The following is a 22,877-nucleotide window of genomic DNA, read 5'->3' as shown; positions in this document are numbered from 1 at the left end:
CGGCCCCTCTCCCATAAATGGGAGAGGGGAGTGGTACGCGAGAGCTTGAGGCTCGTATCGCCCTCTCCCGCGTGCGGGAGAGGGCTGGGGAGAGGGTAGCGGTTCAAAACTCGACCCCCTTCTGCGCCTTCACCCCGGCCTTGAAGGCATGCTTGACCAGCGTCATCTCGGTCACCGTGTCCGCCGCCTCGACCAGCTCAGGCAGGGCGCCGCGCCCGGTCACCACCACGTGCTGCAGCAGCGGCCGCGCCTCGATGTCGGCGAGCACCTGATCGAGCTGCAGGTAGCCATACTTGAGGGCGATGTTCAGCTCGTCCAGCACCACCAGGCCGATACTGTCATCGGCCAGCAGACGTTGCGCCACCTGCCAGGCCTCGCCGGCCATGGCGATGTCGCGCTGGCGGTCCTGGGTCTCCCAGGTGAAGCCCTCGCCCATCACGAACCACTGCACCTCATCGGGAAAGCGGCGGAAGAAGGCCTCCTCGCCGGTGCTGGCGGCGCCCTTGATGAACTGCACCACGCCGACCTTCATACCGTGGCCGAGGGCGCGGGCGACCATGCCGAACGCCGAGCTGCTCTTGCCCTTGCCGTTGCCGGCGTGCACCAGCAGCAGGCCGTATTCGTCCTGGGCCTGGGCGATCTTCGCGTCGATCAGGGCTTTCTTGCGCTGCATGCGCGCCTGGTGGCGGGCGTCGCGTTCTGCCGATTCGGCCATGCCGCTCTCCTGTCCGGCCCCGGGGCCAGACATTGGGTGTCGAAAGGCAAAACACGGACGCACGCAGGAAGGGCCACAGGCCCTGCCCACCCGCAAAGCCCGCCGCAATGCCGTGGAAGCGCGACAGGCCGGTCTCCGGGCTCGTGAGCCAGGCCATTGGCCTGCGGGTCGCGCCTTCCCGTGCCGCAGCACAGTGGCGTAGGCGACCCTTGTCTCACCTACCGTTGCGGGGGCAGCGCCGGCTTGAATGGACCGGCTTCCCTGTTTCACCCCTCGGCCACGCATGGCGGGGGCACCTGTTGCAGGCGCGCAGGGTAGAGGCTGGGGGCGGGAGCGTCAACGCGCGCTCAGAAGCGCGGGGTAAAACCGGCCGGCTTGCTCGCCAGCCAGGCGACGAAGGTGCGCAGGCGCTCGTCGGCCAGCAGGGCCTCGCGACTGTTGTAGGTCAGCGCCAGCTCCTTCTCGTCGAACAGCCGGTGGATCTGGTTGTGGCAGGCGCGGCAGACCCACAGAGTGGCGGTGATGCGCTCAGCCCTGGCGAAGCGCTTCTGCACATAGGGTTTGTCGTGCAGGGCCTTGGGGATCAGGTGATGACGGGTCAGCGGTAGCTGGCGGGCACACAGCTCACAGGCTGCCGGCTGCGGGGGCAGGCGGATCGTCTCGGCCATGGTCTCAGCGTTTGCGACAGAGGGTCAGGCCGTCGCCCAGCGGCAGCAGGCTGAGGTCGATGCGACTGTCCCGCAGCAGGCCACGGTTGAGCGCCTGGATGGCGCGGGTATCGGCGCTTTCCGGGCTCTGTTCCAGCACCCTGCCGCTCCATAGCACGTTGTCGAACAGGATCAGCCCGCCCTGACGCACCAGTACCAGGGCATGCTCCAGGTACACCCGGTAATTGGCCTTGTCAGCGTCGATGAAGATCAGGTCGAAGCTTTCGCTCTGCCCGCCGCGCTCCAGCGCACTGAGGGTCTCCAGCGCCGGCGCCAGGCGCAGGTCGATGCGCTCGGCCACTCCCGCCTCGTGCCAGTAGCGCTCCGCGATGGCGTTGTACTCGCCGGGCAGGTCGCAGCAGATCAGCCGGCCGTCCGCCGGCATGGCCTGGGCCATGCACAGCGCGCTGTAGCCGGTGAAGGTGCCGATTTCGAGAATCTTGCGCGCGCCGCTGATCTGCACCAGCAGAGCCATGAACTGGCCCTGCTCGGGCGCAATCTGCCAGCGCGCAGTGGGCAGCTGCGCGGTCTCCTCGCGCAGGCGCTTTAGCAGCGGTGACTCGCGCAGGGAAACGTCCAGCAGGTACTGGTACAGCGCGTCATCGAGATTCAGCGTGCGGTTGGTCATGGCTGGCGTGCCAGCTGACGTGCCGCCAGCACCCGCTTGGCGCCCAGGTAACTCTTCTGCCAGTAGGCCTGGCTGAGGTAATCCAGGCGCACGGTACCGCCGCTGGACGGCGCGTGCACGAAGCGACCCTCGCCGACATAGATGCCCGCATGGCTGACCTGGCCCCCGCCGTTGGTGGCGAAGAACACCAGGTCGCCGCTCTGCAGCTCGTTACGGCCCACGCTGGGTGCGCGCACGCCGATCATCTCGCGGGTCGAGCGCGGCAGGCTGATGCCGGCGGAATTGCGGTAGACGTAGCCGATCAGGCCGCTGCAGTCGAAACCGCTCTCCGGGGTGTTGCCGCCGTAGCGATAGGGCGTGCCAACCAGACCGATAGCGCTGATCAGCACGTCGTCGGCGCTGCCATCCACGATCGGGAAGGGATTGCTGGGTTCTTTGGCGGGAGGGTTGCCGGCGCAGGCGGTGAGCAGCGCGGCGAGGGCAAGCAGGGAAAGACGAGCCATAAAATGCATGGGCGGGCGTCCGGGCCGGAATGCGCCCTACTCTGCCGGCTCGCGAGCACGGGCGCAAGGCCCGTGCTCCATATTGGCTCAGCGCTTGTGCGTGTGGGCGTCGGCGCTCGGCTGTTCCGGAGCCAGGGCCAGCACGCGCTTGGCCTCCATGTAGCTGCGGCTCCAGTAGCTGTCGTCCAGGCTGTCCACGCGCACGCCACCACTGCGGCTGCTGCTGGAATGGATGAACTGGTCATCGCCCAGATAGATGCCGGCATGGCTGACGCGGCCACGGCCACGGTTGTTGAAGAAGATCAGGTCGCCCGGCTCCAGCTCGTTGCGCGACACCAGCGGCGCATCGAGGTTGATCAGCTCGCGGGTGGAGCGCGGCAGCTTCATGCCAGCTTCTTCCTTGAACAGGAAGCCGACGAAACCGCTGCAGTCGAAACCACTGAGCACCGAGGTGCCGCCCATGCGGTAACGGGTACCGACCAGGGACAGGCCGTGACTGAGGATGTTATCCGCCAACGACGGCAGCTCGTAGGGCTTGTCGTCGGTCAGATCAGCCATCTGCTCGTCGGTCATGCTTTCGACCGGCTGCTGCGGCTGTTGTTGTTGAGCCAGATCCATCTGGTACTGCGACGTCGGTTGCTGGTTGGCACAGGCCGCCAGCAGGACTGAGAGTGCAATGGGCACGAGGGGTGCGAAGCGCTTTAGCATGGGCACGACCGTGTCTGTCTGGTTTTTATTGGTGGGCGACTATGCCGTCTATCGACGAGATTTGCAAATTCAATGCCCGGAAATGTGACTTAGTAGTTCCGCCAAAACGTCTGACGCCCTCCCCGACAGACGGACATCCACCAGGCGGCTGATGTCGGTCTGCTGCGGGTTCACCTCTACCGTGAAACCCTTGTTTCTGCGGGCTTCCAGCACCGGTTCGACGATATAGGGGAAGCTCGCCGTGGTACCCACCGCGATCACCACCTCGAAGCCCTGGCGCACCTGGTCATAAAGCCGACCAATGGCATCCTCGGGCAGCATTTCCTCGAACAGCACCACCGGCGGGCGCAGCACGCCCCCGCATTGTGCACAACAGGGCGGCAGCGGACGACGCAGGTGCTCGGCCAGCTCCGGGTCCTCGGCCCCGCAGGACTGGCAGTACAGCGGTGCCAGTTCGCCGTGGATCTCGATCAGGCGCTCCACCGGCGAACCCGCGACGCGGTGGTAGCCATCGATGTTCTGCGTCAGCACCCAGCAACCGGGCTTGCGCCGCTGCAGCTCGGCGATGGCGGCATGCCCGGCATTCGGCGCCGCGCCCAGGCAGGCTTCGCCCAGTTGGGCCAGGTACTTCCAGCACAACGCCGGATCGCGCTGCAGCATCGGCCCGGACAGCGCCGCCTCGATCGGCAGGCCCTCGGCAGTCAGGCCGTTGTACAGCCCGCCGAGGCCGCGATAGGTCGGCAGCCCGGAGTCAGCCGACAGGCCGGCACCGGTGATGATCAGGATGCGCTCGGCGTTCTGGATGGCCTGGGCGACCTTCAGGGTATCGCTGTTCATACCTGCCCCCGTAGTAGCAATGAAAGATGGCTCAAGAGCCTGCACAGGCGCGGGAAGAAACCAGCCACTCTCTCCCCGACCCTCTCCGTTGACGGGAGAGGGGGGAAAGCGATTGCTCCGCCCCGTCCGCGCTAGTGGTTTACCGTATGAGCGAGCATCACCGACAACTGGCACAGCGGCCGGCCACTCTGCGCGTGCCATTGGTTGAAGGCGGCCTGCACCAGGGCCAGGTCCTTCTGGCTGGTTGGCGCCTTGTCGATGATCTGCTGGGCCTTGAGCGCGACAACCATGTCGTCGGTCGGGATGAAGGTGTCCTTGCCGACCATGCGCAAGAAGCGCGGCGCGGACAGGCCGCCGAGCTGGTTGCCGTGCTTGGCCAGGTACTTCCACAGGCCGACGATATCGGTCACCGGCCAGTCGGCGATCAGCGTGCCGAAGCTGCCTTTTTCCTGGCGCACATCGAGGATGAACTGGGCATTGCGCGGCACGCTCTTGAGCTTGCCCAAGTGACGGATCAGCCGCGCATCCTGCATCAGCCGCTCCAGATGCTCAGCGCCCATCAGCACCACCTTCTCCGGATCGAAGCCGAAGAACACCTGCTCGAAGGCCGGCCACTTGGCGTCGACCAGGCTGTGTTTGAGCCCGGCGCGGAACACCCGCAGCGCCAGCAGCGACAGGTAGCGATCATCACTCAGCGCACGCAGCTCGGCGTCGGAGCGGGGCTGCGGCAGACGCGCCTCCAGCGCGGCGGCCGAGCCGAAGCGGTTGAGGCAGTATTCGTGGAGCCATTGATAGTCACGCATGCTTGATCTCCCTTGCAGCCGCGAAGGTTGCCCGACGCACGCGGGCTCAGTCCAGGCGATAGAGGTGGCGCGTTGCCTCGGCATACAGCGCCGACTGGGCGAAATCGTCCGTGGCCAGGACCCGCCCGACCAGAATCAGCGCGGTGCGGCGAAAGCCCTTCACCGCCACTCGCGCCTCGATGTCCGCCAGGGTGCCGCGTACCCAGTCCTGGTCGGGCCAGCTGGCGCGGTGCACCACGGCGATCGGGCAATCGGCGCCGTAGTAAGGCAACAGCTCGTCGACGATGCGCGGCAAGTGCTGCACGCCGAGGTGGATGGCCAGGGTTGCGCGATGGCTGGCCAGGGCGCCCAGCTCCTCCCCAGCCGGCATCGGCGAGTTGTGCCCGTAGCGGGTGAGGATCACTGTTTGCGCCACCTCCGGCAGGGTCAGCTCGACCTCCAGCAGCGCTGCGCAGGCAGCGGTCGCGGTTACCCCGGGGATGATCTCGAAGGGGATATTCCGCGCACGCAGCTCGCGGATCTGCTCGCCAATCGCGCCATACAGCGAGGGGTCGCCGGAATGCACGCGGGCCACGTCCTGGCCCAGGGCATGGGCCTCGGCCAGCAGGGCGACGATTTGCGACAGGTGCAGTTCGGCGGTATTCACCACCCGCTCGGCGCGGTGGCCGTCGAGCAGCGCCGCCGGCACCAGCGAACCGGCATAGAGGATCACCGGGCAGCTGCGGATCAGGCGCTGGCCCTTGACGGTGATCAGCTCGGGGTCGCCGGGGCCGGCGCCAATGAAATAGACGGTCATGCACAGGGCTCCGAATCGATGCGCGCCAGGGCGCAGGTGGCATTGGCGCTGCGCAGGCGCGGGCCGAGCAGCTGCGCCCGCCCATGGCGCGCGGCGGCGGCCAGGGCGCTGGGCTCGGCCACCGCCGGGCTGCCGGCCACTTGCTGGGTGAGCGGGTTGACCTCGGCCTGCCCGGCGAATGCCTGCAGTGCCTCGGCCGCTACATGTTCCAGCGGCAGCCCCAGGCGCTCTGCCAAAGTCTGCAAACTAGGCTCACCACGCTTGTGCGCGCTGCTGGCCAGCCCGACCAGTTCGTCCAGCTGTCGGCCATGGGCGGCCAGGCACTGCAGCAGCAGCACCTGCAGTTCGTCCACCGGACAACCGCGCCGGCAGCCGAACCCGGCGATCAGGCGAATCGGCATGGGTACCCCCGCTGCGAGCCAAAAGGCCGCGTAGCTCAGCACGCGCGCCGATGCGGGTCAACCGCGCGGTTGACCGCTTCCCGGCCGCTGCGTAGCCTTGCGCCCTTTCCGAGGTTCTTCTTCGCCCGGCGAAGAAGCTAAGAGGGAACAGGGTCGATGCCCTGGCTGCCCCCGCAACTGTGAACGGATGACGTCCTTCGACATGCCACTGCCCTCAGGGGTGGGAAGGCGAAGGATCGAGCCCGAGCCCCCTATGATCTCGCCAGAGATCGCAGGAGGCTTTCGGCCTCACGCCGTGAGCCAGGAGACCTGCCTCGTGAAAGTGTTCGACAACCGGGCGGGGTGATCCGGTGGTGTTCGGCCCTCGCTCGCCTGCGGGAGCCCCGCCCTGCCCGTCCGTCCATTTTCCCGACGCAGCAGGGCCGCCATGCACACTCTCGCCAAACTCCCCGTCACCATCGTCACCGGTTTTCTCGGTGCCGGCAAAACCACCCTGCTGCGTCATCTGCTGAGCCACGCGGGCGGCCGGCGCATCGCAGTGATCGTCAACGAGTTCGGCGAGCTGGGTATCGACGGCGCCATCCTCAAGCAATGCTCCATCGGCTGCAGCGAGGAAGAGGCCGAAGGTCGCATCTTCGAGCTGGCCAACGGCTGCCTGTGCTGCACCGTGCAGGAAGAGTTCTTCCCGGTGATGCGCGAGCTGGTGGCACGCCGCGGCGAGCTCGACCATATCCTCATCGAAACCAGCGGTCTGGCGCTGCCCAAGCCGCTGGTACAGGCCTTCAACTGGCCGGAGATCCGCACCGCCTGCACCGTGGATGCGGTGATCACCGTGGTCGACAGCCCGGCCGTGGCCGCCGGCACCTTCGCCGCCTTCCCCGAGCAGGTGGACGCCCAGCGCAAGCAGGACCCGAACCTGGACCACGAGTCGCCGCTGCACGAGCTGTTCGCCGACCAGCTGGCCAGCGCTGACCTGGTGCTGCTGAACAAGACCGACCTGCTGGATGCCGATGCGCTGGCTGCCGTGCGCGCCGAAGTGGCCGAGGAGCTGCCGCCAGCAGTCAAGGTGGTCGAGGCCCAGGGCGGCGAGCTGCCGCTGGAGGTGCTGCTCGGCCTGAACTGCGAGACCGAGCTGCATATCGACAGCCGGCGCACCCACCACGACGAGGAAGACGAGGACCACGACCACGACGAGTTCGACGCCTTCGACGTCGTGCTGCCGGAAGCCGAGGAAGCGCGTCTGCTGGCCGCCCTGAAGGAGGCCGTGGCCAGGCACGGCATCCTGCGCGTCAAGGGCTTCGCCGCCATCCCCGGCAAGGCCATGCGCCTGCTGGTCCAGGGCGTCGGCCAGCGCTTCGACCGCCACTTCGACCGCGCCTGGGGCGCCGACGAGGCGAGGCAAACGCGCCTGGTGCTGATCGGCCAGGACCTCGACCGTGCCGCCATCGAGGCGGAGTTGAAGGCCGTGCTGGCGTGATGAGCGCGAGTCGGCTGTGGCTCCCTCACCCCCGGCCCCTCTCCCGAGGGGAGAGGGGAGCAAAGCCATGCTCAACTGAAAATCTGGCGCAGCACCGACTCCCTCTCCCCCCGGGAGAGGGCTGGGGTGAGGGCCTCCCAGGCCACTCGGAGCCCTGACTCATGCACCTGCTCCGCGCCCAGGCCGGCGTCACCCTGCCGGCCGACAGCATCGCCGACCTCGGCCAGACCCCGGCCGAGCTGGTGATCCTTTGCACCGGTGACTCGCACCTCTCCTTGCTGGCCGAGGTCGCACGCGAGCTGCCCGCGGATTTCCCCAGCCTGCGCCTGGCCAGCCCGGCGCAGCTGCCCAACCATGCTTCGGTGGATTTCTACGTCGAGCAGGTGCTGCGCCACGCCAAGGTCATCCTGATCTCGGTGCACGGCGGCGTCAGCTACTGGCGCTACGGCATCGAACGTGTGGTCGAGCTGGGCCGCCTGGGCGCCACCATTATCCTGGTGCCGGGCGACGACCGCGCCGATCCCGAGCTGAGCGAACTGAGCAACGTGGCAAGCGAGGACAGCCAGCGCCTGTGGCAGTACCTGCGCCAGGGCGGTGCGGACAATGCCCGCCATCTGCTGCACTGCATCGCCAGCCGCTGGCTGCAGCGCGACTACCCCTGGATCGAGCCGCGCGCCCTGCCGCGCACGCTGATCCATCACCCGCGCCATGCTGAGACAACCCTGGATCACTGGCGCGCCGACTGGCAACCCGGCCGGCCGGTGGCGGCGCTGCTGTTCTACCGCGCCCAGGTACAGGCCGGGAACACGGCCTTCGTCGACATCTTCTGCCAGCGCCTGCAGGCCCAGGGTCTCAACCCGCTGCCGATAGCCGTAGCCAGCCTCAAGGAAGCCGAATGCCTGGCGCAGGTCGAAGCCTGGCTGGATGAGACCAACGCGGCGGTGATCCTCAACACCACCGGCTTCGCCCAATCCAACCCGGAGTCGCCACAAGCGCGGCCGTTCCGCCGCGATGTACCGGTGCTGCAGGCGCTCTGCGCCCTGGACAGCGAAGAGCAGTGGCAGGCCAGTGCCCAGGGCCTGGGCCCGCGCGACCTGGCCATGCATATCGCCCTGCCCGAGCTGGATGGCCGCCTGATCACCCGGCCGATTACCTTCAAGGGCGTGGCAGCGCGCAGCGAGCGCAGCCAGAGCGACGTGGTGCGCTACCGCCCACACCTGCCGGGCATGGACTTCGTCGCCGAACTGGCACGACGCTGGACCCAGCTCGCAGCCAAGGCCAACGCCGAAAAGCGCGTCGCCCTGATCCTGGCCAACTACCCAACCCGCGACGGCCGCATCGGCAACGGCGTCGGCCTGGACACCCCGGCCGCTGCGCTGAATATCCTACGCGCCCTGCAGCAGCAGGGTTATCCAGTCGATAGCCTGCCGAGCGACGGCACCGCGCTGATCCACCTACTGCTCGGCGGCGTGACCAACGACCTGGACAACCTCGACCTGCGCCCCTGCGCCCAGAGCCTGGCGCTGGACGACTACCAGCGCTGGTTCGCCAGCCTGCCCGCAGCCAATCAGCGCGCCGTGACCGAGCGCTGGGGCCCGCCCGAGCAGGACCCGATGTACCGTGGCGGCCGCCTGATGATCGCCGGCCTGCGCTTCGGCCTGACCTTCGTCGGCATCCAGCCGGCACGCGGTTACCAACTGGACGCTGCGGCGGTGTACCACGATCCGGATCTGGTACCACCACATGGTTATCTCGCCTTCTACTGCTGGCTGCGCAGCGCGTTCGCTGTCGACGCACTGATCCATGTCGGCAAGCACGGCAACCTGGAGTGGCTGCCGGGCAAGAGCGTCGGCCTGTCCGAGGCCTGCTGGCCGAGCGCGATCTTAGGCCCCTTGCCCAACCTCTATCCCTTTATCGTCAACGACCCCGGCGAAGGCGCCCAGGCCAAGCGCCGTACCCAGGCGGTGATTCTCGACCACCTGATGCCGCCGCTGACCCGCGCCGAGAGCTACGGCCCGCTGCGCGACCTGGAGCGCCTGGCCGACGAGTACTACGAGGCCAGCCAGCTCGACCCGCGCCGCGCCGTGGAGCTGCGCAGCGAAATCCAGCGCAAGGTGCGCGAAGCCAGCCTCGACCGCGAGCTGGGCCTACAGGTCAATGACGACCCGGACAGCTGGCTGCCGCAGCTGGACGCCTACCTGTGCGACCTCAAGGAATCGCAGATTCGCGACGGACTGCACTGCTTCGGCGAATCACCGAGCGGGCGCCTGCGCCGCGACACCCTGCTCTCGCTGGTACGCATCCCGCGTGGCGAGGGTCATGGCCAGCACGCCAGCCTGTTACGCGCGCTCGCCCAGGACCTTGAGCTGGGCTTCGACCCGCTCGGCGGCGAGCCAGCCGAGCCCTGGAACGGCCCACGCCCGGATTGCCTGCAAGCACTCAGTGATGAGCCCTGGCGCAGCCGTGGCGACACCCGTGAGCGTCTGGAGCTGCTGGCCCTGCAACTGATCGAGCAGCCCGCATCGCCTGCGCCCGGCCCCGCCAGCGAATGGGTGCTGAACGAACTGCGCAGCCATATCGCCCCAATGCTGGATAGCTGCGGCAGCGCCGAGATGAACGGCCTGCTCGCCGCGCTTGCAGGCCGCTTCGTGCCGCCAGGGCCGAGCGGCGCACCCAGTCGCGGGCGCCTGGACGTGCTGCCGACCGGACGCAACTTCTATTCGGTGGACGTGCGCCACCTGCCCACGCCCACCGCCTGGCGCATCGGCGTGCAGAGCGCCGAGCGCCTGCTCGAGCGCCATCTGCAGGACGAGGGCGAACACCTGCAGCGTCTGGGCCTGTCGGTCTGGGGCACGGCGACCATGCGCACCGGCGGCGACGATATCGCCCAGGCCCTGGCGCTGCTCGGCGTGCGCCCGGTATGGCAGCCCGGCAGCCAGCGGGTCGAGCGCATCGAGGTACTGCCGCTGGAGCAACTCGGCCGCCCACGGGTGGACGTGACCTTGCGCGTCTCTGGTTTCTTCCGCGACGCCTTCGCCAATCTGATTCGCCTCTTCGACCAGGCCGTGCAAGCCGTGGCCGAGCTGGACGAACCCGAGGACATGAACCCACTGGCCGCGCGCGTCTGGCAGGAAACCCTGAGCCATCAGGACCAGGGCCTGGACCCTGTCGAAGCGCGCCGCCAGGCGGGCTGGCGCATCTTCGGCGCCAAGCCGGGTGCCTATGGCGCCGGCATCCAGAACGCGGTGGAAGAACGCCTGTGGCAGACCCGTGCCGACCTCGCCGAGGTCTACCTGAACTGGGGCGGCTACGCCTACGGCCAGGGCGCCGAAGGCCTGCCGGCGCGCGCGCAGTTCGCCGAACGCCTGCAGCAGCTGCAGGCCGTACTGCACAACCAGGACAACCGCGAGCACGACATCCTCGATTCCAACGACTACTACCAGTTCCAGGGCGGCATGCTGGCGGCGGTCGAGACCCTGCGCGGGGCAAAGGCCGCCAGCTACTTTGGCGACAGCAGCCAGCCGGACAACCCGCGTATTCGCACGCTCAAGGAAGAACTCGGCCGCGTGGTACGCGCCCGCGCGGTCAATCCCAAGTGGATCGCCGGGATGAAGCGCCACGGCTACAAGGGCGCCTTCGAGCTGGCCGCCACGGTCGACTACCTGTTCGGCTTCGACGCCACCAGCGAGCTGGTCGACGACCACCAGTACGCCCTGCTGGCCGATGCCTACCTGCTCGATCGCGAGACCCGCGACTTCATCCAGCAGCACAACCCCGGTGCGTTGCAGGACATGCTCGAACGTCTGCTGGAGGCCCAGCAGCGCGGCCTCTGGCAGCAGCCCGGCGAGTACCGGACGGCGCTGGAAAACCTGCTGCTGGATGCGGAGGAGTCATGAGCCTTACAGCCTGCAGCCCGGATGCAATCCGGGATTGCCCGCCCCGGATTGCATCCGGGCTACCCAGCTCCCATGTGCGGATCCCGACTAGCTCCTCTCCCTCCGGGAGAGGGGTTGGGGTGAGGGAGATCCGAGCCGCACGCCACCACCCTCACCCCCGGCCCCTCTCCCGAGGGGAGAGGGGTGTCGTCGTACCAAGCCAACGCGGGTTTCACCCGCCCTACTCGCCGCATCCCCCTCTCCCATTTATGGGAGAGGGCTGGGGAAAGGGCAGAAGCTCAACGCCCCACACGCAGCCGCTCGGCCGCCTCGCGCAGCATCGCCTCGGTGCCACTCCAGCCCAGGCAGCCGTCGGTGATCGACACGCCGTAGCGCAGTTCGGCGGACAGCGCCTGACAGCCGTCGAACAGGTGGCTCTCCAGCATCACCCCGCGCAGGCTGGCGTCGCCGGCCAGGCGCTGGTCGAGCACGTCGCTCAGCACCGCGGGCTGGCGCAGCGGGTCCTTGCCGCTGTTGGCGTGACTGCAGTCGACCATGATCCGTGCGGCGATGCCCTGCTTTTCCAGGCTGGCCCGCGCCACGGCCACGCTGGCCGCATCATGGTTCGGCCCGCTGTGGCCGCCGCGCAGCACCAGGTGGGTATCCGGGTTGCCATCGGTCTCGACCAGCGCCGGGCGGCCCAGGCCGTCCACACCGAAATGCTGGTGCGGGTGCGCCGCCGAGCGCATAGCGTCGCAGGCAATCGACAGGCTGCCATCGGTACCGTTCTTGAAGCCCACCGGCAGATCCAGGCCGCTGACCAGCTCGCGGTGCACCTGCGACTCGCTGGTGCGCGCGCCGATGGCGGCCCAGCCCAGCAGGTCGTCGAAGTAGCCAGCCACCAACGGTTGCAGCAGCTCGGTGGCCACCGGCAGGCCGCGTTCGAGCATGGCCAGCATCAGCCGGCGCGACAGTTCCAGGCCGCCGGCCATGTCGCCGCTGCCATCCAGCTGCGGGTCGTACACCAGGCCCTTCCAGCCGATGGTGGTGCGCGGCTTCTCGACGTAGGCGCGCATCACCAGCAGCATCTGATCGCTCACATCAAAGGCCAGTGCAGCCAGGCGGTCGGCGTATTCGAGGGCGGACATCGGATCGTGCAGGGAACAGGGGCCGACGACGACCAGCAGGCGCGGGTCGGAACCGTCGAGCACGGCACGGATAGCCTCGCGCTGGGTGTGAACCTGGGCAGCGAGAGCGGCGGACAACGGCAGGCGCTGACGCAGATCGGTGGGGCTCGGCAGCGGCGTGGCGCGGCGGCGAGTGGTGGATGGCGGCACGGCTTGTGCGTGCAGAGCGGTAACGGAAGCATTCATGGCGGTGGTCCTCGTCCGGCGTGGCTTCATGCCACGCGCGGCGCACTATCTGGGTGTTCGACTGGATTCTCGGAGGTGCGCGGCAGCGCTGCTAAATCGCCAGGCGGAGTTGCGGTAGCTGCGGTAATAGGCGGTGTAAGCGGTCATGTTTCGATCCTCTGTGTGCGTCGTGCTGGCCTTGTGGGCCGAAAAAACAAAAACCCCGGTCGGGTGGCCGACCGGGGTTTCGTGAAACTGGCTGGTGGCGACCCTTTGCTCTGGGGCGCCTGTGGGGTATCAGGCGCGCCGCTGGCTAAACCAATACCCGTAAAAGAAATAAGCGACGGCCTCGACCTGCGCGCACACGCCAGCCACGCCGACAGCGGCGGAGCGAACGAGGCGGTTCAGGGAAGGACGAGACGACATGCTGATCTCCAGAGCGATGGTTGCCACGCTAACCGATCCCCCCACTTTTTTTCAACCTTTGATCCGAGGTAACGCCATGCAGCCCCATTTCCCCCTGGCCGCCGTGGTGGCCGCCGACGAGCTCAAGCTGGCGCTGTGCCTGGCCGCCATCGACCCGGCCCTCGGCGGCGTACTGATCGAAGGCCCGCGCGGCATGGCCAAGTCCACCCTGGCGCGCGGCGTGGCCGACCTGCTCGATGGCGGCCGCTTCGTCACCCTGCCGCTGGGCGCCAGCGAAGAGCGCATCGTCGGCACCCTCGACCTGGATGCCGCGCTCGGAGAAGGCCGCGTGCGCTTCTCCCCTGGCGTGCTGGCCAATGCCCACGGCGGCGTGCTCTACGTCGACGAGGTCAACCTGCTGCCCGACCACCTGGTCGACCTGCTGCTTGACGTGGCGTCCAGCGGCATCAACCACATTGAGCGCGATGGCCTGTCGCACAGCCACCCGGCGCGCTTCGTGCTGATCGGCACCATGAACCCCGAAGAAGGCGAGCTGCGCCCGCAGCTGCTCGACCGTTTCGGCCTCAAGGTGCAGCTTGGCGGCACGCCCGAACCCGCGCAGCGTGCGGAAATCGTGCGCCGTCGCCTGGCCTTCGACGACGCCCCCGCAGCCTTCCTCGCCCAGTGGCAGAACGAGCAGGACGCGCTGCGCCAGCGCTGTACCGACGCTCGCCAGCGCCTGAGCGACATCCCGCTGGACGACGCCAGCCTGGACGCCATCGCCCAGCGCTGCTTCGCCGCTGCCGTGGACGGCCTGCGCGCCGACCTGGTGTGGCTGCGCGGCGCCCGCGCCCATGCCGCCTGGCGCGGCGTCAGCCGGATCGAAGCGCAGGATATCGACGTCCTGGAGCCCTTCGTCCTCGCCCATCGCCGCCGCGAACAAACGCCACCCGTCGCCAGCCAGTCCCCGGCGCCCAACCCGTCGGAACAACAGCCAGCGCAACAGGACCCGGGCGAAGGCCAGTGGGGCGCGCTACCGCCGCAGGCCGTAGCCATTGGCGAACGACGCGAGCCCCCCACCTGGCCAAAAAAGCCCTGAGCATCCGCCCGCACCAGGCCCCAGGCGCGGATGCCCTACCCCTCCCCGGCCAGGCCCAAGGCGGACGCAGCGGCGCACGCGGCACTGGCACGCCCACGCGTATCGACTGGCCAGCGACCCTCGCCCACGGCCGCCCGCGTCGCCGCGCAGACCTGCACTGGCACGCCCGCCGCTTGCGCCCCGGCGAGCTATGGCTGGTGATCGTCGATGCCTCGGCCAGCACCCGTCGCCATGGCGCCCTGGCCCAGGCCAAGGGCCTGCTCGCCGAACTGTTCGCCAGTGCCTACCGCCAGCGCGCGCGCCTGGCCGTGCTCGAAGCCGGCGGCGCGCAGCCACGCTGGCTGTGGCACGGCCAAAAGGCCTCACCTGAGCTGCACGCCTGGCTGCAGCAGCTCGGCGCCGGCGGTGGCACGCCGATCATCGAGGCCCTGCAACTGGCCACGCCCTGGCTCATCCGCCGACAACGCCACAAACCGGGCGAGCAACAGCGCCTGCTGCTACTCACCGACGGCCGCCTGCGCGACTGGCCGCGGCTTACCACGCTACCCTGCCCCGGCCTGCTGCTGGACATCGAACGCGCCCCCATCCGCCTCGGCCGCGCCCGCCAGCTGGCCAGCGAGCTGGGCGCCGACTACCACCATATCGACGAACTGGCGCCCGCCTCCGGCGCGCCCACCTGGAACAGACCATGAAAGAACTGCTGCTGGTCGGCATCGGCGCCGGCGACCCGGACTACATCACCCAACAGGCGATCAAGGCCCTGCGCCGCAGCGACGTGATCTTCCTGATGGACAAGGGCCCGGCCAAACACAAGCTCAACGCCCTGCGCCGGGAAATCTGCGAACGCTTCCTCGACGGCCATGCCCCACGCTTCGCCGAAGGCCAGCAGCCGGAACGCGTACGCGACGCCGCCGACTACCGCGCCAGCGTGGACGAGCTGAACCGCGACAAGCAGGCGGTGTTCGAGCAGCTGATCGACGAGCAGATGAGCGATGGCGAGACGGCCGCCTTCATGGTCTGGGGCGATCCCTCGCTGTACGACAGCAGCATCCGCATCATCGAGGCCATCGCCGCTACGCGCAGCGACCTCAGCTATGACGTGATCCCCGGCATCACCAGCCTGCAGGCCCTCACCGCCCGCCACCGCATACCACTGAACCAGATCGGCCGCGCCGTGGAAATCACCACCGGCCGCTTGTTGACCGAGGGCTGGCCGCAGGGTGTGGACAGCGTGGCGGTGATGCTCGACGCCAAAGACACCTACCTGAGGTTTGTCGGGCAGGGGCTGCATATCTACTGGGGGGCCTATGTGGGGACGGCGAATGAGATTCTGATTGCGGGACCGCTGGATGAAGTGGCGGAGCGGATTGCCGCGACTCGCGCGCAGGCGCGGGAGCGCAATGGCTGGATCATGGATAGCTACCTGTTGCGCAAGACAGACAGTGCATGAAGCGGTCGGTGAACAGCTAATAGGCTGTCCACCCTGCGCCTGATCGAATCCATATCGGGCAGGAACAGCCTCGCGCTATCTGCTCCTTTATCCCGAGCGGCTTTTTCCCCTGCGAAGACAGAAGCCATCTGGCCGACAGCAATCGCTGCGCCAGCCTTTCGACGCCAGAAAATACTCCTGCCCCCCTATTGACGGTCGCACCCAAAAATAAACTTAATGTACAAAATGACATTAAGTTCATTTCTAAAAGACCCCATGTGCACTGGCAGGAGCGCGGCTCGTGAGTGATGAAAGTTCGCAGGTAAAGAACCCTTTGGAAGGTGTTTCCCGTCGTAGTTTCCTGGGCATGGCCGGGGTCACGCTGGCAGCCTCCGTGTTGCCAGCTGGAGCCAGTGCCAGCACAACGGCTCCAGCGGCGAAGAAACCCACCACACCCATGGGCAAGCGGAGCGGCAAGCCCAACGTGCTGTTCATCTTTACCGATCAGGAACGCTTCTCCCGAACCCTGCACAACGATCTGGGCCTGACTGCGCACCAGCGCCTGATGGCCAGCGGCACCACCTTCACCAACCATTACTGCCCGGCGGTGATGTGCACCAGTTCGCGCGCGGTGCTGCTGACCGGCCTGCAGACCAGCGACAACGGCATGTTCGAGAACGTCGACATGCCTTATGTAAAGCCACTGTCCACCAACACACCGACCATTGGCCACATGCTGCGCAAGCAGGGCTACTACACCGCCTACAAGGGTAAGTGGCACCTCAATCGCGCCTTCGACACCGAGACTCCCGAGCGCCTGTTCACTCAGGAAATGGACGCCTACGGCTTCTCCGACTTCGTCTGGCCGGGTGATGTACTGGCCCACACTCTAGGCGGCTACAAGAACGACCACATGATCGCCGGCAGCGCGATTTCCTGGCTGCGCGGTACCGGCAGCCGGCTCAGCGAAGAGGGCAAGCCCTGGTCGCTGTTTGTCAGCCTGGTGAACCCGCACGACATCATGTACTTCAACACCGATGTCGGCAGTGAGCAGGTGCAGGACAACGGCAAGCTGATGATGCAGTCCTCGCGCGCACCGAGGCACCCGATGTACGACAAGCGCTGGCCACTGCCGCTGCCGGCCACCCGCTACCAGAGCCTGACCAGCGCGGACCGGCCCAAGGCTCACTACGAGTTCGACCGGGCCTGGAGCTACACCCTCGGCCGCATTCCCAACGAGGATGCACGCTGGCAGCGCTTCAACGACTTCTATTACAACTCGCTGTTGTCGGTGGACGGCCAGGTCAACCGCCTGCTGGACGAGTTGGCGCAGCTCGGCCTGGAGGACAACACCATCGTGGTGTTCACCGCCGACCACGGCGAAATGGGCGGCGCCCACGGCCTGCGCGGCAAAGGCCCGTTCGCCTACGAAGAGTCGATCCACGTACCGCTGATCATCCGCCACCCGGATGTGCAGGGCGGCGGCCAGTGCGTCTCACTGACCAGCCACATCGACCTGGTGCCGTCGCTGCTGTCCTTCTGCGGCGCCAGCCCCACGCAGGCTGCCGAGGCGGCTGGCCGCGAGCTGCCTGGGCGGGACATTGCACCGGCACTGAACAATCTGGCGGCCAGCGAGCTGCACACGGTGCGCGAACAGATCCTCTTCACCTACAGCGGTATCGCCACCAACGACAGTGAGCTGACCCGCGTGATCTCGGAGGGCCGCGCCCGTGGCGTGCCGCCGAAAGTGGCCGTGCAGGAGGCTGGCTATCGGCCGAACCTGAAGAAGCGCGGCAGCCTGCGCAGCATCTATGACGGCCGCCACAAGTTCACCCGCTACTTCTCGCCGATCGAGCGCAACACCCCGACCAGCCTGGAGGCCCTCAAGCGCTGGAACGATCTGGAACTGTTCGACCTGCACGCCGACCCGCTGGAAAAGCTCAACCTGGCTGCCCAGGCCGACGATGCGCTGCTGATGCGCCTGAACCAACAACTGAACACCGCCATCGCCCGGGAAATGGGCGCCGATGATGGCCGCGAGATGCCCGACTTCCAGGGTATCGACTGGGCCGTTTCGAGCATCGACCTGTGATGGCTGAGCGAGCATTTTTGATGAAAGCACTAAACACCCTGGCTCTGGGCACCAGTCTGGCCATCACCACTTTGTTTGCTTCGCAGGCCCAGGCCGATGAAGGCTGGGAGGTGAAGGTCACCCCCTACCTGTGGGCCACCCGCATGCACGGCAGCACACAGATCAAAGACCTTCCAGAAGCTCAGCTCGACATGAGCTTCTCCGACATCCTGCACACCCTGGATGCCGGCTTCATGGGCGCCATGGAGTTCCAGCATGGCCGCTGGGGCATTCTGCTCGACAGCATGTACATGAAGACCTCTGACTCGGTCAGCGTGGCCGGCCAGCGTGGAGCGGCCCGTGCCGACGCCGACATGACCGTACGCCAGACCATGCTCTCCAGCGCCCTCGCCTACCGATGGCTGGATCAGGCGGCCACCTCCGATGCCTTCGTCGGTGTGCGCTACACCCGTATCCGCGAGAATCTCGACCTGGATGCCCGAGTGTTCAGTGCCACGGCCGAACTGGACCACGATCAGACCGTCGACTGGACCGAGCCCTTCGTCGGTGTGCGGGGAAGCCTGCCTGTGACCGGGCAACTGGCGCTGGTTGCCAGCGCCGACGTCGGTGGCTTCGGCATGGGCTCGGACCTCACGACCCAGGCGCAACTGGGCCTTTCCTATGCGCTCAGTGAGCGCTTCACGGCCGACTTCGGCGTACGCTACATGAAGGTTGATTACGACAAGGGCGACTTTGTCTATGACATGGAAAACGAAGGGCCGTATCTTGGCATGAGTTATCACTTCTGACAGGGCAAGCCACATGCGACGGGACAAACGTGACTGATCACCGCACCAAGGTGGGGGCCGAGAGGCGCCTGCGCACGCGACACAAGCTGCTGCAGACAGCCTTTCAGCTGTACGCGGAGCATGGTGTCGACGAGCCGGTCATTGAACGGGTGATCAAGCACGCCGTTCTGTCACGCGGCACCTTCTATAACCACTTCCGCTCCGAGCGCGAGTTGTTCATGTCGGTGGCTGCCGAGCTGAGCAACAACCTGATCGAGGCAGTCGACCCCAAAGTCCTGCAGCACGACAACCCGGCTGTTCGCGTGGCGTGTGGCGTCACCCTGTGCATCAAGCTGGCGTGCCGCTATCCACTGATCGCCGCCTTCCTCGCCAAGGGGGGCGCCCAGGCCGTGTTCGCCGGTGGCAGCGCCATCGAAGCAATCACCCGCGATGTAAACATGGCGCAGCAGGCGGGGCTGTTTGGCATCGAGCAGACACCGATGGCAGTCGATCTGATCCTCGGCCCCGTGCTCTGCACCTTCGCCACGCTGCTGCAACATCCGCTCGATCACACTTACCTACGCTCGTTGGTCACTGCCATCCTGCGTTCGCTCGGCATGAGCGATACGGACGCTGCGAGTATTGCGGCCATCGACTTCGGCGATCCCCACCCCGACGAAAACTCCCTGTTCATCGGTCTTTAAATCCACCTCACGGAAGCCAATCGCATGACTCGCTCCAAAGTGCTCCTCCCCGCCGCCATTGCCCTGACCATGGCCCTGACCGGCTGCACCACCAAGACTGTCAGTCAGAGCCAGTACTCTGGTTTCCTCAGCAGCTACGAGGGCCTGGAGAAAGTGAAAAGCCCCTCCGGCGCCACCGTACAACGCTGGGTCGCGCCCGGCTTCGACGTCAGCCAATACGACAGCGTGGTGGTGCAACCGCTGAGCTACTACCCGCAACCCAAGCCGACCGACCGTATCGACCAGGCCACCCTCGACGCGTTGCTGAGCCAGGCCAACCAGCAAGTCGGCGGCGCTATCGCCCAGCGCCTGCCTGTCGTCAGCGCCCAGGCCGCAGGTCCGCGCACCCTGCTGTTCCGGGGAGCCATCACCGGTGTCGCCGCCGAGACCCAGGGCCTGCGCCCATACGAAATCCTGCCGATCGCCCTGGTACTGGCCGGTGCGGTGACCGCCGCCGGTGAGCGCGACCAGAACACCGAGCTTTACCTGGAAGGCGAGCTGGTCGAGTTCCGCAGTGGCAAGCCGGTCATGCGCCTGGTGCGCAAGGGCTTTGGCAAGACCCTCAGCGATGACCAGCAGAAGATCACTACCGCCGACATGCGCCCGGTGATCGACCAATTGACCCGCGACGCCATCCAGTTCAACCCGCACGCCGCACAGTAAGTCCAGACGCCGTGCGTGCAGCTGCGTTAGGCTCGGCACGGCGTCGTGCCTTAACCAATGTCACCCGACAAGGAGATCAGGTTTCATGAGTAATCGGCTTATCCAGGCGGTGGGGCTGTCACTGGCAGTCACCGCGACCACTGCGCTGCAAACCGCCAGTGCAGAAGCAGTATCACCCGCGCAGATCACCGCGCTGGCCGAAGAAAGCTTTCTCTACGGTCTGCCCATCGTGATGAACTATGCGGTGATGTACGAATACAGCGTCGATAAAAGTTCGCCGCAGTACAAAGCGCCGTTCAACGTGATCAAGAACGAGCACCGTGTCTTCACCTATGAAGACACGGCTATCGTCACGCCCAACAGCGATACCCCTTACTCACTGCTCTGGCTGGACCTGCGCAACGAGCCCATGGTGCTCTCGGTACCGGCGGTACCCAAGGAGCGCTACTACTCGGTCATGCTGTGCGACGGCAATACCTTCAACTATGGCTACATCGGCCAACGTGCCACCGGCTCGGAAGCCGGCGACTACCTGGTGGTCGGCCCGGACTGGCAGGGACAAACCCCACCGGGCATCAAGCAGGTATTCCACTCTTCCACCCAATTCTCGGCGGTGGCCTATCGCACCCAGCTGTTCAACCCGGCCGACATGCCCAACGTCGAGGCCATCCAGGCCGGCTACCAGGTGCGCCCGCTGTCCACCTATCTGAAACAGCCAGCGCCAGCGGCCAAGCCGCTGCCGGATTTCCCGAAAATCGACAAGGAGCTGGCCAAGACCCGCTTCTGGGAATACCTGGAGTTCGCCCTGCAATTTGCTCCACCCGGTCCGGAGGAGCGGGAGGCCCGCGCCAAACTGAACACCCTCATGGAGGCGCTCAAGACCCCAACGCCGGAAACCCAGGCCGCAGTGATCAAAGGCATGCAGCAGGGCGAAGCGAAGATCAAGGACTTCCTGCAAACGGCGCTCAAGGATATCAACGGCTGGCGGGTCGGCTCGGCCTTCGGTGACCGTGCTTTCTATAACGGCAACTGGCTGCTGCGCGCGGCGGCGGCATCGGCCGGCATCTTCGGCAACGATGCGGTCGAGGCGGTGTATCCAATGACCCGTACCCTGGCCAACGGTGAACCTCTGGACGGCAGCCAGCACAACTACACCCTGACCTTCCCGGCGGGCCAGCTGCCGCCGGTCAACTCGTTCTGGTCGGTGACCCTTTACGACGGCAACACCCAGCTACTGATCAAGAACCCGATCAACCGCTACCTGATCAATTCGCCGATGTTGCCGGACATGCAGAAAAACGCCGACGGCTCGCTGACCCTGTACATCCAGAAGGATTCGCCCGGAGCAGACAAGGAAGCCAACTGGCTGCCTGCCCCGAACGGCCCTATCTATCTGGTGATGCGCCTGTACTGGCCGCGCATCGAGGCACCGTCGATCCTGCCAGCAGGCAGTGGCAGCTGGCAGCCGCCGGCTATCGTCAAAGCCCTGTAAGTGACCAGGAAGCCTGCCATGCCCCCGATGATTCACCGCACCGCAATACTGCTCGCCAGCCTGGCCTTGGCCCCGCTAACTGCGCAGGCCGGCGGCCTGATCCTCTATGAGGTGGGTACCGACAATGTCGGCCTGGCCAACGCGGGCGCCGCTGCCCGCGCCCAGGGGCCGGCTACCCTGGCCAGCAACGTCGCCGGCATGGCCTGGCTGCCGGGTACACAGATCACCGCCGGCGCCCAGGTGCTGCATGGCAATCTGCGCTTCGAGACCGATGGCAATACCAATATCGGCGGCGGAGACAGCGGTAACGCCATGGACTGGGCCCCCGGCGGCAGCCTGTTCGTCACCCAGGCGCTGGAAGATGGCTGGTCCGCAGGCTTCGCCGCCTATGGTGATTTCGGTCTGGACATCAACTACGAGAACGCCTGGAGCGGCCGCTACTTCCTGCAGAACGGCTCACTCACCGGCATGACACTAATGCCCTCGCTGGCCTACCGGCTCGACGAGCAATGGGCCGTGGGCCTTGGTCTGCGCGCCTTCTATGCGATGTTCGATACCCAAGTGGCGGTGGACAACGACCCCTTCGGCGTCCGGCAAGGCGACGACGGCCGCCTGCATTACCAGGACAACGACTGGGGCTACGGGGCCCACCTCGGCGTGCTCTACGAGCCGCGTCCCGGCACTCGCCTGGGGGTGAGCTACACCAGCGAGATCGATGTGCAATTCGACGACGATCTCGACCTGCAGAACCTGGGGCCCATCGCGGCAACCGTGTTGCGCAACCGCGGCGTACTGGATGCATCCACGCGCATCGACATGCACGTCCCGCAGACGCTGACCTTAAGTCTGTACCACCAGCTCGATGCCCAGTGGGCGCTGCTGACCAGCCTGAACTGGCAGGACTGGTCGCGCTTCGGCGAGGTCGGCATCGACCTCGACAGCGCGACGCCTCGCTCGATCACTCAGGATGCCAACTACCGCGACACCTGGCATGCCTCGCTGGGTACGCAGTATCGTTTCGATCCACGCTGGCTGTGGAGTCTGGGCGTGGCTTACGACAGTTCACCAGTGGATGACGAAGATCGCACCTTGTCCACGCCCCTGGGTGAAACCTGGCGCCTGGGGACAGGCCTCACGTACGCCCTGGATGAACGCACCGACCTCAACCTCAGCTATGAGCTGGTGTGGATGGGCGATATGCCGATCGACCAGCAGAAGTCGCTACCGGTGCGCGATCCCAAGCGCACTTCAGGCGAATTCGAGGACGCCTGGATCCAGGCGCTCAGCGCCAGTGCCACCTGGCGCTACTGACTCCGCCAAGCTTGCACAGAGGTTGCCTTGATGTCTGGAACAAGCCAGCATCCGGGCACCTCAGTCCGTGGAGC

The 22,877-nt window shown here is 66.6% G+C and carries 21 protein-coding genes and 2 riboswitches; of the genes, 11 read left to right on the top strand and 10 right to left on the bottom strand.

The annotated features are described in order from the left end of the window. Window positions 1-103: 103 nt before the first annotated feature. The 9 genes from cobO to ACOAPY_RS08075 all read right to left on the bottom strand — a co-directional run bounded on the left by cobO (window position 104) and on the right by ACOAPY_RS08075 (window position 6,098). Window positions 104-715 carry a cob(I)yrinic acid a,c-diamide adenosyltransferase gene (gene cobO / locus ACOAPY_RS08115; protein ID WP_280054697.1) on the bottom strand — a complete coding sequence of 204 codons (612 nt, stop codon included), beginning with the start codon at window positions 713-715 and terminating at the stop codon, window positions 104-106. A 109-nt stretch (window positions 716-824) separates the two neighbouring features. After that, window positions 825-1,030: riboswitch (cobalamin riboswitch) on the bottom strand. 32 nt (window positions 1,031-1,062) lie between these two features. After that, window positions 1,063-1,383, bottom strand: coding sequence for a hypothetical protein (locus tag ACOAPY_RS08110; protein WP_465156061.1), 321 nt, complete (start codon window positions 1,381-1,383; stop codon window positions 1,063-1,065). A 4-nt stretch (window positions 1,384-1,387) separates the two neighbouring features. Beyond that, window positions 1,388-2,050 carry a class I SAM-dependent methyltransferase gene (locus ACOAPY_RS08105; RefSeq protein WP_465156060.1) on the bottom strand — a complete coding sequence of 221 codons (663 nt, stop codon included), beginning with the start codon at window positions 2,048-2,050 and terminating at the stop codon, window positions 1,388-1,390. Beyond that, window positions 2,047-2,562, bottom strand: coding sequence for a C40 family peptidase (locus ACOAPY_RS08100; RefSeq protein WP_465156059.1), 516 nt, complete (start codon window positions 2,560-2,562; stop codon window positions 2,047-2,049). Before ACOAPY_RS08100 ends, ACOAPY_RS08105 begins: the two co-directional genes overlap by 4 nt. Window positions 2,563-2,640: 78 nt before the next feature. Next, on the bottom strand, window positions 2,641-3,261 hold the full coding sequence (locus ACOAPY_RS08095; RefSeq protein WP_076426108.1) for a C40 family peptidase: 621 nt from the start codon (window positions 3,259-3,261) through the stop codon (window positions 2,641-2,643). 69 nt (window positions 3,262-3,330) lie between these two features. Continuing rightward, window positions 3,331-4,098, bottom strand: a complete 768-nt coding sequence (locus ACOAPY_RS08090) for an NAD-dependent deacylase (protein ID WP_465156057.1) — start codon at window positions 4,096-4,098, stop codon at window positions 3,331-3,333. A 131-nt stretch (window positions 4,099-4,229) separates the two neighbouring features. Continuing rightward, the gene (locus tag ACOAPY_RS08085; protein ID WP_465156056.1) at window positions 4,230-4,901 is read right to left on the bottom strand and encodes a DNA-3-methyladenine glycosylase I; all 672 of its coding nucleotides are present in this window, start codon (window positions 4,899-4,901) and stop codon (window positions 4,230-4,232) included. Between the two features lie 46 nt (window positions 4,902-4,947). Then, window positions 4,948-5,697 carry a precorrin-4 C(11)-methyltransferase gene (gene cobM / locus ACOAPY_RS08080; protein WP_286945035.1) on the bottom strand — a complete coding sequence of 250 codons (750 nt, stop codon included), beginning with the start codon at window positions 5,695-5,697 and terminating at the stop codon, window positions 4,948-4,950. Continuing rightward, window positions 5,694-6,098 (bottom strand): cobalamin biosynthesis protein, encoded by a 405-nt coding sequence (locus ACOAPY_RS08075; RefSeq protein ID WP_286945033.1) that lies wholly within the window; start codon window positions 6,096-6,098, stop codon window positions 5,694-5,696. The genes cobM and ACOAPY_RS08075 overlap by 4 nt, the downstream gene beginning before the upstream one ends. 94 nt (window positions 6,099-6,192) lie before the next feature. Beyond that, window positions 6,193-6,429, top strand: a riboswitch (cobalamin riboswitch). A gap of 96 nt (window positions 6,430-6,525) precedes the next feature. On the opposite strand from ACOAPY_RS08075, the gene cobW reads away from it, so the two are divergent. Both cobW and cobN read left to right on the top strand, forming a co-directional pair. Then, a complete protein-coding gene (gene cobW / locus ACOAPY_RS08070; RefSeq protein ID WP_465156055.1) occupies window positions 6,526-7,575 on the top strand; it encodes a cobalamin biosynthesis protein CobW in 1,050 nt (349 codons plus the stop codon). Window positions 7,576-7,736: 161 nt separating this feature from the next. Next, entirely contained in the window at window positions 7,737-11,471 is a 3,735-nt protein-coding gene (gene cobN / locus ACOAPY_RS08065) for a cobaltochelatase subunit CobN (RefSeq protein WP_465156053.1), read from the top strand. Window positions 11,472-11,749: 278 nt separating this feature from the next. Here the strand turns inward: cobN and ACOAPY_RS08060 are convergent, their stop codons facing one another. Beyond that, entirely contained in the window at window positions 11,750-12,823 is a 1,074-nt protein-coding gene (locus ACOAPY_RS08060; RefSeq protein WP_465156052.1) for a 3-deoxy-7-phosphoheptulonate synthase, read from the bottom strand. 481 nt (window positions 12,824-13,304) lie between these two features. On the opposite strand from ACOAPY_RS08060, the gene ACOAPY_RS08055 reads away from it, so the two are divergent. From ACOAPY_RS08055 to ACOAPY_RS08015, 9 genes are all read left to right on the top strand, one after another. Next, entirely contained in the window at window positions 13,305-14,306 is a 1,002-nt protein-coding gene (locus tag ACOAPY_RS08055; protein WP_465156051.1) for an ATP-binding protein, read from the top strand. Next, window positions 14,288-14,998 carry a vWA domain-containing protein gene (locus ACOAPY_RS08050; RefSeq protein WP_465156750.1) on the top strand — a complete coding sequence of 237 codons (711 nt, stop codon included), beginning with the start codon at window positions 14,288-14,290 and terminating at the stop codon, window positions 14,996-14,998. The genes ACOAPY_RS08055 and ACOAPY_RS08050 overlap by 19 nt, the downstream gene beginning before the upstream one ends. Further along, window positions 14,995-15,756, top strand: a complete 762-nt coding sequence (gene cobF / locus ACOAPY_RS08045) for a precorrin-6A synthase (deacetylating) (RefSeq protein WP_465156048.1) — start codon at window positions 14,995-14,997, stop codon at window positions 15,754-15,756. Before ACOAPY_RS08050 ends, cobF begins: the two co-directional genes overlap by 4 nt. A 280-nt stretch (window positions 15,757-16,036) precedes the next feature. Then, a complete protein-coding gene (locus ACOAPY_RS08040) occupies window positions 16,037-17,827 on the top strand; it encodes a sulfatase-like hydrolase/transferase (RefSeq protein ID WP_465156047.1) in 1,791 nt (596 codons plus the stop codon). A gap of 20 nt (window positions 17,828-17,847) precedes the next feature. Beyond that, the gene (locus ACOAPY_RS08035; RefSeq protein ID WP_465156046.1) at window positions 17,848-18,615 is read left to right on the top strand and encodes a porin family protein; all 768 of its coding nucleotides are present in this window, start codon (window positions 17,848-17,850) and stop codon (window positions 18,613-18,615) included. A gap of 29 nt (window positions 18,616-18,644) precedes the next feature. Then, window positions 18,645-19,298 (top strand): TetR/AcrR family transcriptional regulator, encoded by a 654-nt coding sequence (locus ACOAPY_RS08030; protein ID WP_465156044.1) that lies wholly within the window; start codon window positions 18,645-18,647, stop codon window positions 19,296-19,298. Window positions 19,299-19,322: 24 nt separating this feature from the next. Next, window positions 19,323-20,000: a DUF3313 domain-containing protein gene (locus ACOAPY_RS08025; protein WP_465156043.1), complete on the top strand. Its 678-nt coding sequence runs from the start codon at window positions 19,323-19,325 to the stop codon at window positions 19,998-20,000. An 85-nt stretch (window positions 20,001-20,085) separates the two neighbouring features. Continuing rightward, on the top strand, window positions 20,086-21,492 hold the full coding sequence (locus tag ACOAPY_RS08020; RefSeq protein ID WP_465156042.1) for a DUF1254 domain-containing protein: 1,407 nt from the start codon (window positions 20,086-20,088) through the stop codon (window positions 21,490-21,492). 27 nt (window positions 21,493-21,519) lie between these two features. Then, on the top strand, window positions 21,520-22,803 hold the full coding sequence (locus tag ACOAPY_RS08015; protein ID WP_465156748.1) for an OmpP1/FadL family transporter: 1,284 nt from the start codon (window positions 21,520-21,522) through the stop codon (window positions 22,801-22,803). Window positions 22,804-22,877 lie beyond the last annotated feature (74 nt).

The sequence above is a fragment of the Pseudomonas stagnisoli genome (assembly GCF_048595745.1).
Taxonomy (GTDB): Bacteria; Pseudomonadota; Gammaproteobacteria; order Pseudomonadales; family Pseudomonadaceae; genus Aquipseudomonas; species Aquipseudomonas alcaligenes_A.
This window is presented reverse-complemented; position numbering and strand designations above follow the sequence as displayed.

Bases quoted from the DNA above. Each gene is read 5' to 3' on its own strand.
- ACOAPY_RS08110 (WP_465156061.1), bottom strand. From the start codon at position 1,383: ATGGCCGAGACGATCCGCCTGCCCCCGCAGCCGGCAGCCTGTGAGCTG.
- ACOAPY_RS08035 (WP_465156046.1), top strand. From the start codon at position 17,848: ATGAAAGCACTAAACACCCTGGCTCTGGGCACCAGTCTGGCCATCACC.
- cobF (WP_465156048.1), top strand. From the start codon at position 14,995: ATGAAAGAACTGCTGCTGGTCGGCATCGGCGCCGGCGACCCGGACTAC.
- ACOAPY_RS08015 (WP_465156748.1), top strand. From the start codon at position 21,520: ATGATTCACCGCACCGCAATACTGCTCGCCAGCCTGGCCTTGGCCCCG.
- ACOAPY_RS08105 (WP_465156060.1), bottom strand. From the start codon at position 2,050: ATGACCAACCGCACGCTGAATCTCGATGACGCGCTGTACCAGTACCTG.
- ACOAPY_RS08060 (WP_465156052.1), bottom strand. From the start codon at position 12,823: ATGAATGCTTCCGTTACCGCTCTGCACGCACAAGCCGTGCCGCCATCC.
- ACOAPY_RS08100 (WP_465156059.1), bottom strand. From the start codon at position 2,562: ATGCATTTTATGGCTCGTCTTTCCCTGCTTGCCCTCGCCGCGCTGCTC.
- ACOAPY_RS08055 (WP_465156051.1), top strand. From the start codon at position 13,305: ATGCAGCCCCATTTCCCCCTGGCCGCCGTGGTGGCCGCCGACGAGCTC.
- cobO (WP_280054697.1), bottom strand. From the start codon at position 715: ATGGCCGAATCGGCAGAACGCGACGCCCGCCACCAGGCGCGCATGCAG.
- cobN (WP_465156053.1), top strand. From the start codon at position 7,737: ATGCACCTGCTCCGCGCCCAGGCCGGCGTCACCCTGCCGGCCGACAGC.
- ACOAPY_RS08095 (WP_076426108.1), bottom strand. From the start codon at position 3,261: ATGCTAAAGCGCTTCGCACCCCTCGTGCCCATTGCACTCTCAGTCCTG.
- ACOAPY_RS08025 (WP_465156043.1), top strand. From the start codon at position 19,323: ATGACTCGCTCCAAAGTGCTCCTCCCCGCCGCCATTGCCCTGACCATG.
- ACOAPY_RS08090 (WP_465156057.1), bottom strand. From the start codon at position 4,098: ATGAACAGCGATACCCTGAAGGTCGCCCAGGCCATCCAGAACGCCGAG.
- ACOAPY_RS08085 (WP_465156056.1), bottom strand. From the start codon at position 4,901: ATGCGTGACTATCAATGGCTCCACGAATACTGCCTCAACCGCTTCGGC.
- cobM (WP_286945035.1), bottom strand. From the start codon at position 5,697: ATGACCGTCTATTTCATTGGCGCCGGCCCCGGCGACCCCGAGCTGATC.
- ACOAPY_RS08020 (WP_465156042.1), top strand. From the start codon at position 20,086: ATGAGTAATCGGCTTATCCAGGCGGTGGGGCTGTCACTGGCAGTCACC.
- ACOAPY_RS08075 (WP_286945033.1), bottom strand. From the start codon at position 6,098: ATGCCGATTCGCCTGATCGCCGGGTTCGGCTGCCGGCGCGGTTGTCCG.
- cobW (WP_465156055.1), top strand. From the start codon at position 6,526: ATGCACACTCTCGCCAAACTCCCCGTCACCATCGTCACCGGTTTTCTC.